Source organism: uncultured Porphyromonas sp. (assembly GCF_938039215.1).
GTDB lineage: Bacteria > Bacteroidota > Bacteroidia > Bacteroidales > Porphyromonadaceae > Porphyromonas.
The window spans coordinates 123,795-136,824 of record NZ_CALHVI010000056.1; the positions used below are offsets into that span (position 1 = coordinate 123,795).

Annotated in this window: 11 protein-coding genes; 6 read left to right on the plus strand and 5 right to left on the minus strand. The window is 56.8% G+C overall.

Annotated features, from left to right (window positions below; all coding sequences use genetic code 11):
* Positions 1–68 precede the first annotated feature (68 nt).
* Complete coding sequence (locus tag Q0336_RS08090) at positions 69–524, plus strand: hypothetical protein (RefSeq protein ID WP_298527571.1); 456 nt, start codon at positions 69–71, stop codon at positions 522–524.
* Here the strand turns inward: Q0336_RS08090 and Q0336_RS08095 are convergent.
* Genes Q0336_RS08095 through Q0336_RS08115 form a run of 5 tightly spaced genes read right to left on the minus strand, consistent with a single transcriptional unit; the run spans position 521 to position 5,459 of the window.
* Positions 521–1,816, minus strand: a complete 1,296-nt coding sequence (locus Q0336_RS08095; RefSeq protein WP_298527574.1) for a hypothetical protein — start codon at positions 1,814–1,816, stop codon at positions 521–523. The genes Q0336_RS08090 and Q0336_RS08095 overlap by 4 nt on opposite strands.
* Positions 1,817–1,820: 4 nt before the next feature.
* Positions 1,821–2,312: a GAF domain-containing protein gene (locus Q0336_RS08100; protein WP_298527577.1), complete on the minus strand. Its 492-nt coding sequence runs from the start codon at positions 2,310–2,312 to the stop codon at positions 1,821–1,823.
* A gap of 38 nt (positions 2,313–2,350) precedes the next feature.
* Positions 2,351–3,547: an ATP-binding protein gene (locus Q0336_RS08105; RefSeq protein ID WP_298527580.1), complete on the minus strand. Its 1,197-nt coding sequence runs from the start codon at positions 3,545–3,547 to the stop codon at positions 2,351–2,353.
* Positions 3,548–3,563: 16 nt separating this feature from the next.
* Positions 3,564–4,691, minus strand: coding sequence for a DUF2891 domain-containing protein (locus Q0336_RS08110; RefSeq protein ID WP_298527583.1), 1,128 nt, complete (start codon positions 4,689–4,691; stop codon positions 3,564–3,566).
* A gap of 12 nt (positions 4,692–4,703) precedes the next feature.
* Positions 4,704–5,459: a polyprenol monophosphomannose synthase gene (locus Q0336_RS08115; RefSeq protein WP_298527585.1), complete on the minus strand. Its 756-nt coding sequence runs from the start codon at positions 5,457–5,459 to the stop codon at positions 4,704–4,706.
* A gap of 554 nt (positions 5,460–6,013) precedes the next feature.
* Here Q0336_RS08115 and Q0336_RS08120 point away from each other — a divergent pair.
* From Q0336_RS08120 to nhaD, 5 genes are read left to right on the plus strand one after another with little or no spacing between them, the layout of a single operon-like run.
* Positions 6,014–8,719, plus strand: coding sequence for a calcium-translocating P-type ATPase, PMCA-type (locus Q0336_RS08120; protein WP_298527588.1), 2,706 nt, complete (start codon positions 6,014–6,016; stop codon positions 8,717–8,719).
* A complete protein-coding gene (locus Q0336_RS08125; RefSeq protein ID WP_298527590.1) occupies positions 8,716–9,606 on the plus strand; it encodes a zinc ABC transporter substrate-binding protein in 891 nt (296 codons plus the stop codon). Before Q0336_RS08120 ends, Q0336_RS08125 begins: the two co-directional genes overlap by 4 nt.
* A gap of 19 nt (positions 9,607–9,625) precedes the next feature.
* Entirely contained in the window at positions 9,626–10,258 is a 633-nt protein-coding gene (locus Q0336_RS08130) for an ATP-binding cassette domain-containing protein (RefSeq protein ID WP_298527593.1), read from the plus strand.
* Positions 10,259–10,266: 8 nt separating this feature from the next.
* The gene (locus tag Q0336_RS08135; protein WP_298527595.1) at positions 10,267–11,523 is read left to right on the plus strand and encodes a phosphatase PAP2 family protein; all 1,257 of its coding nucleotides are present in this window, start codon (positions 10,267–10,269) and stop codon (positions 11,521–11,523) included.
* 43 nt (positions 11,524–11,566) lie between these two features.
* Positions 11,567–12,958, plus strand: coding sequence for a sodium:proton antiporter NhaD (nhaD, locus tag Q0336_RS08140; RefSeq protein WP_298527597.1), 1,392 nt, complete (start codon positions 11,567–11,569; stop codon positions 12,956–12,958).
* Positions 12,959–13,030: the final 72 nt, after the last annotated feature.

Sequence of the window (13,030 nt, forward strand, 5' to 3'; positions counted from 1 at the left end):
ATCCTCGCTTAGGTCACGCTCTCTTCGCTTTCTTATCCTTTTTGATTCGTTTACCTCATCATTCTTTTATGGCCACCCTAGACCATGCACAGCTCCCCGCCACGGGACGCTTATCCCTTGACCGTCTAACCCCTCACTTCCCTTGGGCACGATTCTATCACAACCAAGGCTATACCATGTCTTACCCCGAGATCGTCTTCGCCGGCGAAGATGCCTATGCGCTCTATACGCAGGTGACGAGCATCCTGATGATGGAGTCTTGGGAGAAGGGGAACTACCTAGAATACACACTCTCAGCTGTCTCTCCCGAAGACCCCATCCACTTCCGCCTCGAGGTAGCATTGACCCTCGATGCTGTACACGAGGCTTGGGAGACGATTCGTGTCTCCGCAGAGAAGCTACGTGAGTACTACCTCATCGCTGCTCTAGCCTATGTTCGCAAGGAAGGGTTGCTAGGCAAGCACTTCACCTGTGAGCGTACCTCGCCTACGAGCTACAACCTGACGCTCCAGAGCGAAGGCTAGTTCTCCTCTACTATCAAGAAAGGGGTAAGCTCCTCCCAGTAGCGAGGGAAGCTCTTGCTCACAACCTCGGGATGCTCCAGGAGCACAGTCCCCGCAGGTATCGTGAGGACGGAGAGCGCCATCGCTATACGGTGGTCTCCATGGGTAGCGAGGATCGGAGGGCATTCCATCGGCCTTATCCGAGGGTGAGCATCCCATGAGATCGAGTCTTCCCCAAGGGTAAGCTCTACACCGAGCTTAGCTAGCTCTGCCCGCAGAGCCTCTAAGCGATCCGACTCCTTGATACGTAGATGTGCTACGCCCGTGAGGGTGAAGGGTCTTCCCTGCCCTACAAGAGCAGTGACCAGAGCTGGCACTAAGTCGGGGCACTCGTGCATGGAGGCAGTGAAGGGAACTGTAGGATCTACATTCTCGATCCGCTGGAGGAGTACGCCCCGTTCGTTAGGTAGGGTCTTCACCCCAAGTTCCTTGAAGAAGGACACGAGATAGCCTGCATCCCCTTGTAGCGAAGGATAGCACAAGCCTGGGAGCTCCATAGTCGAGCCCAGAGGAAGGAGCGAGAGCCAGGCATAGGCATAGGATGCTCCACTCCAGTCGGCTTCATAGCCTCGATCAAGGGTAGATGTGCCTTGGCTATCCTCCCCCCTCTTACCTCGGTAGCAGAAGAGACCACTAGGCTCTTCTTCCCACACAAAGCCTTGCTCTTGGAGCAGGGCTTTTGTCATTAGAGCATAGGGACGAGAGGCGAGGCCATAGCGCCGAGTATCGACCTCGAAGCCTACGGGGAGCAGGGGGGCAAGGAGAAGAAGAGCGCTCAGATACTGCGAACTGGCAGAGGCATCCAGCTCACAGCCCTGCCAAGACAAGGTACTGGGCTCGATAAGTAGCGGGGGATAGCCTGCATGGTCTAGATAGGTGATCTTAGCCCCTTGGCTCCATAGCGCCTCCACCAGCGGGGCTATGGGTCGCTCATGCTGGCGACCCGTACCGAAGAGCCTCACGGGGCGCTGGGTCGTGACAGAGAGGTAAGCACAGACGAAGCGCATCGCCGTACCCGACTCCGACACACAGACCTCCTCCGCCCCCCCTTGGCAGGCAAGGAGGGCGGCATGTAGCGCTAAGATATCTTGTGGGGTACCTTCGGCAAAGGCTAAGGGTGGGAGCTTACCTCGAAGAGCATCGAGGAGGAGGGCTCTTGCCCAGAGGCTCTTGGAGGGAGGGAGCGTCCAGCGAAGGTGGAGGGGTGCTGTTTGCTCTCGGTAGGAGAGTCTAAGGGATGAAGAGGTCCTCACTGCTTCATCTAGAGAATAGAGGCGCAAGGAGCTCGGCGATCTGCTCTAGCGCAGGGCGATCGACCTCCTCCGTGAAGTCCGAGAGCTGATCACTATCTATATCGAGGACACCCACGATCTCTCCCTCGGTATTCCTCAAGGGGACGACGATCTCCGAGCGAGAAGAGGAGGAACAAGCGATATGCCCTGGGAAGGCATCTACATCGGGGACGACAAGGGTCTTCCCCGTCTGCCAGCTCGTACCACATACCCCTCGTCCCCGAGCGATGCGTGTACAAGCGATATCACCTTGGAAAGGTCCTAGCACCAGCTCTTCTCCCTCCACAAGGTAGAAGCCTACCCAGAAGAAGCCAAAGGCTTGGCGGAGTGCTGCCGCTGTATTGGCAAGATTAGCGATGAGGTTGGTCTCTCGACTCGTGAGACTCTTTAGTTGGGGATAGAGCTCGCGGTAGCGCTCTACTCGGGAGGTCGCTTGGAGGTGCAGTTGCTCTGCCATAGTCTTCTCTTCGTGATGGATGGTATCGGGTATATAGGCTATTCAAACTCCCGCTTCAGTTCGATACGGAAGGTAGTCCCTACACCTACTTCAGAATGCTTGACATAGATACGCCCTCCGTGGTATTGCTCTACGATCCGTCGAGCCAGTGAGAGACCTAGTCCCCAGCCTCGCTGACGGGTAGTGACACCTGGGCGGAAGATAGCCTTTTGCTTCCCCTTAGGGATCCCCTTCCCCGTATCGGTGATATCGACATAGACCCACTGCTCCTTGAGCAAATAGGAGAAGGTGATCTCTCCCTTGCCCGACATGGCATCGACAGCATTCTTGATTAGGTTCTCAAAGACCCATGCCATCAGGGGTTCACTAAGTCGTACGACAATGGCTTCTTCTTGTATAGGAGGGAGGATAAGCTTGATCTGCTCCGATATGCGAGGTTGCATATAGCGAACGGCCTTATCAAGCACCCGCTGCAGATCTTTAGGTTTGAGGTTCGGAGCAGATCCGATCTTCTGGAAGCGGTCGGCGATGACCCCGAGTCGCTCAATATCCTTCTCCATCTCGCTGGTGATGAACTCCTCTGTACCCATACTCTCCAGATACTCCTTCCAAGCCATAAGCGAAGAGGTAGGAGTACCCAGCTGGTGCGCTGTCTCTCGTGCCAAGCCTTCCCATATACGGTTCTGGTCGGACTTCTTGAGACTCACCAGAGCCACGATAGCCACCCCGAGGAAGAGGAGGAAGACAAAGAGCTGGATGTAGGGGAAGAGATGGAGCTGACGCAGGACATGGCTATCGGAATAATAGAGGTACTGCGGTTCGGCTAAGCCCTCCATCACGATGGGAGGATAGCCGTTGCGGAAGGAGGCTAGCTTCTGATAGAGATAGGCTTCTGCATCCTTCTTCGGCAGGTCGATATTCCTAAAGCTGATGATGCGTCCCTCTTGGTCGGTGATGATGGTAGGGATGGAGGGGTTCGACTCGAGGATGCGTGAGAGATAGATGAGCGTCGTGGAGATATCATTGGTGCTGGTAGCCTGGGTAGCATTCGCCCAGATCTCCATGTTCACACGCTCCTCTTCAGCCATCTTATTGATGAGCCTATCGGAAGCGACGAGGGAGATGACAATGATGAGGATGGAGAGGATGATGAGCCCCATACGGAAGTTGCTGTGGCGATTGAGCCACACTCCCACCTCATGGAACCACTGCGCTATGATCTTGCCGATACGCATCGTAGGACGGGCAGAACTAATACTTCAGGTGGTTAGCCTTCAGCACCTCCTCAGCGTAGCGAGCGAAGGAAGCCAACCAATGGTCACCCCCGTAGTCTGAGCGGAAGATCTGACTCATCCCTTCGGCATACATCTCACTTGCCACACGTGCAAAGCGTGCCTTCAGGGGATGTCCCTTGGGGAGGTAACCCGAGATACGAGCCATGGACCAAGCACGGGTGAAGGATAGCCCCACCAGATGTACGATCGTGTAGTCGGTGAGGTCACTCACTACGGGCTTCTCACAGAGGCGAGTGATCCCAGCAGGTGTGAAGTAGGTGGCTAGCCAGCGTACATACTCTCGCTGAGGGAGTACTCGAGTCATGAGGTCTGCCACCATGAGCGTCGGAGAGAAGAAGTCTGTAGCATTGGGCTCCCATTCAGCAGGAGCTTTCTTATCTCCGAGGTGGAGCTGACGGGCTCTTTCGATAAGCGCTTGCTCCAGCTCTTGATCGCCACGAGCACGGGCATAGTCTAGGGCAAAGCCTAGAGCAAAGGCCGAATTGGAGTGCGTCCCGATGCGGTTGGGGTAGGTCATCTTGGGAAGGTAAGCCTTCCATTTCTCGACGATCTTATTCGAGAGGATATCTACGTGCTTGAGCCAAACCGAGGCCTTGCTACGAAGCTCTTGATCAGGGCTCTCGGTGGCGAGGAGGTGCAGCTGCTCGGAGAGTTTGAGGAGCCAAGCCCAGCCGTAGGTACGCTCATAGTTGCCCGAATGCTTCCTATCGAAGTAGGCCACTTCACCACGCATATTCTCCTCGGTGAAGTGCTGGTCGAAGGCCTGGATGATCGCCTCCCGAGAGGAGAGCTGAGGATAGGAGAAGAGCACCTCGGAGAGCATCCAATGGCTATGTACCGAGCTATGCCAGTCGTAGGAGCCATAGAAGGCGGGATGCAGCTCTCTGGGAGAGGAGTGTCGCACATCGAGGCTATCGAGGACGACGTGGCTCGTCTTATTGGGATACTCGACGAAGATATTCTTCAGGGGCATCTCGATGAGGCGAGAGAGCGTCTCACTCGTGACGGTCTGAGCGGAGGCTGTGACCGATGCGAAGAGTAGCCCCGAGAGGAATAGCCCTCTCTTGAGTACTTGGGAGTTCATCTGGGGAGATAGTTAAGCGGTGTGGTTGCGTTGGCCCTTAGGGAAGCCCTTGAAGCAGTGCCAATAGCGGAGCTTCATGACCCCAAGGAAGGCTTCTTTGAATATCGAAGTATTCATCTTCGACGTACCTAGGACTCGGTCTTCGAAGATGATGGGGATCTCCTTGATCTTGAAGCCAAGGCAATAGGCCGTGTACTTCATCTCGATCTGGAAGGCATAGCCCTTGAAGTGCACTTCAGACAAGACCATGCTCTCCAGCACACGGCGACGGTAGCAGACGAAGCCTGCTGTGGGGTCCATCACGGGCATGAAGGTGATGAGGCGTACGTAGAGCGAAGCCCCACGGCTCATCATGATGCGATCCATCGGCCAGTTCTTCACACCGCCCTCTCGGATATAGCGAGAGCCGATCGAGACATCTGCCCCATCCTTAGCACACGCCTTGTAGAGCTCAAGGAGCTTCATAGGTGGGTGGCTGAAGTCGCAGTCCATCTCGAAGATATACTCGTAGTCACGCTCGAGTGCCCACTGGAAGCCTGCGATGTAGGCCGTACCCAGTCCCTGTTTCCCCGAGCGCTCAAGTAGATGAACCTCCTCGGGATACTCTCGCTGCTTGTCTCGGACGATGGAGGCAGTCCCATCAGGAGAGCCGTCGTCGACGATCAGGAGGTGGAAGGGCTGAGGTAGCCCCATGACGGTATCGATCATCTGAGCGATGTTCTCACGCTCATTGTATGTCGGGATGATGACAATGCTATCGCTATTCATATGCTAATAAAGGCATCGGTGCTCTGCCATGCGAGAAACGCCCCCCAGATCAGGCACCTAAATGTAAGGCAAAGATACCAAGATTTGTCCACTACCCTAGGGAGAAAGTAGAGCTGATGTATAATAATTGAAAGAGCGTACCCTCAAGAGAGCGACCAGCGGTAGCGATGCTCCTGCTCAGGGTGAACTCCAGCCTGAGCCCCTGCGCATGAGGGCTGACTCTCGGAGCATGGGGTTTTCTTGCATCCATCCTAGGTCAAATAGAAGCCTTCTCCCACCTCTCTCTATGCGCCGTACGGAGGGGGCTAAAAACGACCTACGGTAGGTCGCCGAAAAAACCTACTGTGGGTCGTCTCGACGACCTACCGTGGGTCGGTACGCCGACCCACAGTAGGTTTCATTTGGATGCGTTCGGAGGGCCGTCGCAGGCAGTCAGAGCGAACGTATAGGAATGGGTGAGGCAGATTCAGATCGCTTCATCTATTTTTGCAGGTGAATATCCCTAGTCTTCCCTTGAGAAAAGGCAGGCTACTGGAGAAGTGTCATTCACCCCAATGAGCAAGCATCACACGAAATACAAAGGCCTCACAAGCACCGAAGTCGAAGAGAGCCGTAGGCAGTTCGGAGCCAATGAGCTCAGCCCTCGCCCTCGCCCCTCACGCTGGAAGCTCTTCCTCGAGAAGCTCTCCGACCCCATCATCGTGATCCTCATCATCGCTATGGGGCTCTCCCTCCTAGCTGCCTCCTACCAGTACTTCGTGACCCACGAAGACACGACGGGGGCAGGCTTCTTCGAGCCCATCGGTGTCTTCCTTGCGATCATACTCTCTACGGGCATTGCCTTCTACTTCGAGCTCAAGAGCGAACGGGAGTTTGCTCTCCTAAGCCAAGTCAGCGAAGAGACCCCCTACAAGGTACTGCGGGATGGAGACATCATCCGCATCCCTAAGCGGGAGCTCGTCGTCGGAGATATTCTCTTCCTCGAGACGGGCGAAGAGATCCCTGCTGATGCCCAGCTCCTCGAAGCCATAGCCCTCAGCGTGGACGAGTCGAGCTTGACGGGCGAACCGATGACTACCAAGAGCACCCGTAGCGAAGACCAAGACCCCGAAGCTACCTACCCTACTGACTATATCTGCCGAGGGACGACCATCCTCGAGGGACATGCAGTCTGCCGTATCGACCGCGTGGGCGATGCCACAGAGCAAGGGAAGATCTTCGAGGGAATACAGATAGATAGTTCGGTCGAGACTCCGCTGAATCGTCAGCTCGGGCGACTCTCACAGCTCATCACTCGGGTGAGCTATCTATTAGCCCTGCTCATTCTCCTTGGGAGCACGCTCGTCTATGCCCACGAAGGGGGCTTCTCCGGCTCTTGGGATGCGATCCTCTCCTTCTACCTCAGCAAGATCATGCTCGCCGTCACGGTCATCGTCGTAGCCGTACCCGAAGGCCTGCCGATGAGCGTCAGCCTGAGCCTAGCCTACAGCATGCGAAGTATGATGCGGAGTAATAACCTCGTTCGTCGCATGCACGCCTGTGAGACGATGGGGGCTGTCACCGTCATCTGCACCGACAAGACGGGGACGCTCACCGAGAATCGGATGCGTGTGGAGGACTTCTTCTCCGAGGAAGATGAGGACGGGGCTCTATCGCTCCTGCATGAAGCCATCGCCTCTAATACCACGGCCTTCATCAACGACCAAGACCCACAGCATCCCGAGGTGCTGGGCAATCCTACCGAGGGAGCTCTCCTGCTGTGGCTCACGGAGCGTGGGATTGACTACCTAGAGCACCGAGAGGCCGCCCCCATCCTCTCCCAACTTCCCTTTGCCACGGAGCGCAAGTACATGGCGACCGTAGTCGTCTCACGGGTACGATCGGGGAAGCAGATCCTCTACATCAAGGGTGCCCCCGAGATCCTCTTTGCTCATTGCTCCCTCTCCCCCGACAAGCTAGCTCGCTACGAGGCGCAATTCTCCACCTACCAGAGCCGAGCTATGCGCACCCTTGCCCTCGCCTATCGAGAGCTCGATGAGGGGAGTGACCTGAGCGACATCCCCACCCTATTAGAGGGAGGTCTCCAGCTCATCGGTATCTTCGGGATCATGGACCCCGTCCGCACGGAAGTACCCGAAGCCATCCGTCTCTGCCAGAGGGCAGGGATCACCGTCAAGATCATCACGGGAGACACCTCGGGCACAGCTAAGGAGATCGCTCGGCAGATCGGGCTGTGGGATACCAACACTTCGGATGAGGAGATCCTGACGGGAAGCCAATTCGCAGCCCTCTCCGACGAAGAGGCACTGGAGCGTATCTCTAGACTAAAGATCCTATCCCGAGCCCGTCCTATGGACAAGGAGCGTCTCGTTCGCTTGCTCCAGCAGCAGGGTGAGGTCGTAGCCGTGACGGGCGATGGGACGAACGATGCCCCCGCCCTTAGCCGTGCCCATGTCGGGCTCTCGATGGGTGATGGGACAGCCGTAGCGAAGGAGGCAAGCGACATCACCATCCTCGACAGCTCATTTGCTAGCATCGTGCGGGCCGTCCTCTGGGGGCGATCGCTGTACCTCAACATCCAGCGCTTCATCCTCTTCCAGATGACGATCAATGTCGTGGCCTGCCTGACGGTCCTCATCGGAGCCTTCCTCGGCAAGGAGTCGCCCCTCACAGTGACACAGATGCTCTGGGTCAATCTGATCATGGACACCTTCGCCTCTCTGGCGCTTGCCTCACTACCACCGAGCCCCCACCTCATGCAGGAGCCTCCACGGAAGCCCACAGCAGGGATCATCAGCCCCGCACTAGGGAGGCAGATCCTAGGCATCGGCCTACTCTTCGTCGTGGGACTCTTCGGACTGCTATCCTTCCTCCATAGCTATGACCTCGAGACGATGTGTTGGCTCTCTGGAGACGAACTCTCGGGTCGGGAGCTCTCGGTCTTCTTCACGAGCTTCGTCTTCCTCCAGCTGTGGAACATGGGCAATGCCAAAGCCTACCACTCAGGACGCAGTGCCTTCGCCTCCCTCGGGCGAGCGAAGAACTTCCTCATGATTTCGGGAGTCATACTCTTGGGGCAGATCGTTATCACTACCTTTGCTTACGATTTTTTCCAGATCGAGTCTCTCCCCCTTAGCTATTGGCTCATCCTACTCTTACTCACGAGTCCCGTACTCTGGATAGGTGAAGGGGTACGCCTCTTCTCCCGTCTGAGGAAGTCCTCAGCCCCAGAGCATCCTACAAGTTTATCGATCGAATGATACTTCGACCCTTAGCACGCTCGCTCAGCTCTATATTCATCCTCGCTAGTCTCCTCCTTGGCACAGCCTGCCGAGAGCAGGGAGGAGATCAAGGCGCTCTACCCCTGAGCACCACGATCGCTCCTGCGGCGAGCATGATCGCCTCCATAGGAGATAGCCTCGTCTCGGTGACGACCCTGCTCCCGCAGGGCAATAATCCCGAGAACTACGAGCCTACCCCACAGGCGATGCAGGCGCTTGCCTCAAGTCGTGCCTACTTCTATATGGGGGATCTAGGCTTCGAGCGTAGCTGGATCGAGCGTATCCAGAGCACACAGCCTCAGCTCCAGCTGGTACGCCTCGATCGGGGTCTGCCAGGTCATTCGCACAACCACGCCACGGTCTCCGAGGGCGAGGTTCATGATCCTCACTACTGGACGAGCCTCCGTGGTCTGAGAGGGATGAGCAAGGAGATCTACACTTCGCTGGCGAGACTAGACAGCACGCACTCGGCACACTATGCCCATCGCTATGGTCTCATGGAGCAGCGTCTCTCGGAGCTTGAAGGGAAGCTGAAGGAGCTACTTACCGACCTTCCCAGCCGAGCCTTCGTGATCTATCATCCCTCACTGAGCGAGTTCGCTGACGAGTGGGGGCTGGAGCAACTCGTCGTCGAGGAGGATGGCAAGGATCCGACACCCCAGCACATCGAGCGCATCATCCGCCGAGCTCAGGAGAGCGGTGTGCGTGTGGTCTTCATCCAGCAAGAGTTCGACTCCAAGCTCATCAAGAGCATTGCCTCGGAGCTCGGAGCAAAGACCGTCACCATCAACCCTCTGGATGGCGACTGGGAGAAGCAACTCCTCCTCATCGCTGAGGCTCTAAGAGGAGCTTCCCAAGCGCACTAGCACCACCCACTCCAAAACCATGCAGCAGATCATACAACTTCTGAATGCCACCATCGGCTACCCCGACAAGGTCGTCCTCGATCACCTCGACTGGGAGATCCACCGAGGAGAGCACTGGGCGATCACCGGACCTAATGGCTGTGGGAAGACGACGCTCATGCGCACGCTCCTCGGGCTCATCCCCCTACGCTCGGGCCAGCTCCGATGCTATGACACCCACGGCGAGCTAACTAATGAGCTCGTGACGAGCTACCTTCCACAGATCAACCAGATCGACCGTCATTTCCCTATCCACGTCTACGAAGTCATCGATTCGGGGCTACCTCATCAGCTCAAGGCTTCCACCGAGCGCAAGGAGAAGGTCCAGCATCTAGCCGAAGCTACGGGCATCGACCAGCTCCTGAGCCAGCCCATCGGGCGACTCAGCGGGGGCCAGCTACAGCGCACGCTACTGGCTCGTGCTCTAGCCTCAGACCCCGAACTACTGATCCTCGATGAGCCCCTAAGCTTCCTCGATAGATCCTACAAAGAGAGCTTCGAAGAGCTCCTAAGCACCGTCGTCCGCCCCGAGACTACGATCCTCATGGTCACCCATGATCTACAGCCCGGTGACCAAGAGCATTGGCAGGTACTCTCGCTTGGTCGTTTTTAAGCTCTCTGATGAAAGAACTCTTCACCCTTCTCCTCGGCCTGCTTCTCATCCTGCCCTCCGAACTGCTGGGGCAGACGAGTAGCGATACTCTCCCCGCACCCCAACCTCTCTCTCCTACGAAGCAAGCAAATAGGGCACTCACCCAAGGGCTCCTCGAAGCCTCGCCACTCATCGGGATAGGACTCCTTCAGAATCTACAGAACGAGACCATCAGAGAGCTCCGCTTTGGGTATGCTCCCCACTTCAGGAACCACTACGACGACTACCTTCAGTTCGCCCCTCTCGCCGTCCAGATCGGTATGCGCTTCGGGGGCATACAGGGTATCACCGAGTCCCCTTGGCAGATGCTTACGGCGGACGCAGTAGCCTCTGCCTCCGTGCTAGCGATCACCTCTGCGATCAAGTACACGGCACGCATCGAGCGACCCGATGGTTCGTCTCGCAACTCCTTCCCCTCGGGGCACACGACGATGGCCTTTGCCTCCGCTACGCTCCTCAACCTAGAGTATGCCGAGCGCTACCCATGGCTTCCAGCGGTAAGCTATGGAGCTGCCTCACTAGCGGGTGTAGGTCGTCTCCTCAACAATCGTCATTGGGTCGGTGATGTCGTCACGGGGGCAGGTCTTGGGATCCTCTGTGGTCATCTCGGCTACTGGGTATCCGATCGTCTCTTCGGGCGGACACAGCGCAAGACGCACTCCCATCTTGATGAAGCGCCACATGGCCTGCGTCTGTATGTACCGATCACCCTCAGCACAAGTCGTGTGCGGAGCAATGATGTGTGGCTCCTCCAAGGACGACACGCAGGGATCGGGCTCGAATATACCCCCGAGGGATGGCCTCTCCATCTGAAGGGTGCTCTAGCGCTCTCCCTCTACAAGGCGGAGCGAGCTGAGAAGCCCTCCCGCACGAGCCTAGACGAGCGTACCCTACAGCTAAGCCTCGGTGCTGGACGTGACTTCCAGCTCTGGCAGGGCTTCCACTTGAACGTCTCCGCTCATGGTGCACTACGCCTCGCTCTTGGGAAGGGCACCCAGAGCTCCTCTCCCGCCACGGAGGCCGAGCTAAGCCTCCCTCGCACCTCGCTGGGTCTAGGTCTAGAGGTCGCTCCCCACTGGCGTTTCACTCGTCGCATAGGTCTACGTCTCCCGCTGGGAGCCGATTATTTCCCTGCTCCGTCTCAGGTCACCGCCTTCGGAGCTCCTACCTCTAAGCTCAGTCCCATCTCGCTCCATGCAGGGACAGCACTAGAGATCTACTTATAGTCTTCCCACTATCTACTTTCACTCGTTCTAATCGTACAGCTTTATGTTTTGGTACTATCTCATGCCTGTGATCTTCGTGCTGGGCATACTCGGGATCGCCTTCGAGGAGCAGATCAAGATCAACAAGACCGCTACAGCCCTGCTGATGTGCGTACTGCTCTGGTCAATCCTGCTCATCGACACGAACCTCGCCTTAGTCACAGAGGGCTTCCAGACGTGGCTCAAAGCCGCCTCACAAGTCAGTCCCGACAATCTTGAGGCCTCGGACTATCTAGCCTTCAAGCTCAACCATCACCTCGGGGACGTATCCAGCACGCTCTTCTTCGTCCTCTGCTCGATGGTGCTCGTCAATACCATCGATAACTATGGGGGCTTCAAGTCCGTAGCAGAGATCGTAGTGACGGACAATAAGCGACAGCTCCTGTGGCGTGTTGCCCTGGCCTCGTTCTTCTTCTCGGCCTTCCTCGACAACCTTGCTGCCGCCATCGTCATCATCGCTGTCCTCCGCCGACTCGTACCAGACCAGACTGACCGAATGAAGTATGCCTGCCTCAGCATCATCGCTTGTAATGCTGGGGGCTCCTGGTCTCCTATCGGGGATGTCACGACCCTGCTCCTGTGGAACAGCAGTCGCATCACTCCCTACTACCAGATCTTCCACCTGGTCATCCCCGCCTTCTTCAATATGCTCGTGCCTACCCTGCTGGCACACTTCTTCCTCTTCAAGAAGGGCGCTAAGCTCCGTAAGCCTTCGGATGTCGAGGAGGACGAACTGACAAGCATCCTACCCTGGCATGCTCGCTTCATCGTCCTCGGGATGGGGATTGCTTCACTGATGCTCGTACCTATCTGGCAGACCTTCTTCGATGTCCCCGCCTTCATGGGGGTCATCTTCGGTCTGGTGATGGTCTGGATCTACACCGAACTGATGTTCTCTCAGCACAAGAAGCGCCTGCGTGAAGCCTCTAGCCTCAGGATGGCTGAGTTCCTCAACCACTCCGACCTGACGACGGTCTTCTACTTCCTCGGTATCTTGATGTCGGTAGCGGCACTTATCGAGGGCGGGCAGCTCCTAGTGGCAGCAGGTCATGTCTCCAAGCTCATACCCGACACGGGGATCCTAGCCCTACTCATCGGTGTCCTCTCCTCCATGCTGGACAACGTCGCCCTTGTAGCAGCCGTCCTCGGGATGTACCCCCTCGACACGACGGGAGCGATCACCCCCTTCATCGTCAATGGCTCCTTCTGGGTCTTCCTCGCCTACTGCGCCGTCACGGGCGGTAGCCTCTTGATCATCGGTTCGGCTACGGGGGTCACGGTGATGGGACTCGAAGGGATCAGCTTCGGCTATTATCTCAAGCGCTTCAGCCTACTTGCTCTCGCAGGCTACATCAGCGGAGCTATTATGTACCAGCTCCTCTCCTTCATCTTTTAGGATGAAGTGAAGCAAAGAGTTTGCTGAGCACTCCTACTCTTCACGGGGTCGGCTCCCGATAGAAGCCGACCC

What these genes read in the sequence shown, in the direction of transcription:
- Q0336_RS08090 (WP_298527571.1), top strand. Translation starts at nt 69, where the DNA reads ATGGCCACCCTAGACCATGCACAGCTCCCCGCCACGGGACGCTTATCC.
- Q0336_RS08100 (WP_298527577.1), bottom strand. Translation starts at nt 2,312, where the DNA reads ATGGCAGAGCAACTGCACCTCCAAGCGACCTCCCGAGTAGAGCGCTAC.
- Q0336_RS08105 (WP_298527580.1), bottom strand. Translation starts at nt 3,547, where the DNA reads ATGCGTATCGGCAAGATCATAGCGCAGTGGTTCCATGAGGTGGGAGTG.
- Q0336_RS08110 (WP_298527583.1), bottom strand. Translation starts at nt 4,691, where the DNA reads ATGAACTCCCAAGTACTCAAGAGAGGGCTATTCCTCTCGGGGCTACTC.
- Q0336_RS08115 (WP_298527585.1), bottom strand. Translation starts at nt 5,459, where the DNA reads ATGAATAGCGATAGCATTGTCATCATCCCGACATACAATGAGCGTGAG.
- Q0336_RS08120 (WP_298527588.1), top strand. Translation starts at nt 6,014, where the DNA reads ATGAGCAAGCATCACACGAAATACAAAGGCCTCACAAGCACCGAAGTC.
- Q0336_RS08125 (WP_298527590.1), top strand. Translation starts at nt 8,716, where the DNA reads ATGATACTTCGACCCTTAGCACGCTCGCTCAGCTCTATATTCATCCTC.
- Q0336_RS08130 (WP_298527593.1), top strand. Translation starts at nt 9,626, where the DNA reads ATGCAGCAGATCATACAACTTCTGAATGCCACCATCGGCTACCCCGAC.
- Q0336_RS08135 (WP_298527595.1), top strand. Translation starts at nt 10,267, where the DNA reads ATGAAAGAACTCTTCACCCTTCTCCTCGGCCTGCTTCTCATCCTGCCC.
- nhaD (WP_298527597.1), top strand. Translation starts at nt 11,567, where the DNA reads ATGTTTTGGTACTATCTCATGCCTGTGATCTTCGTGCTGGGCATACTC.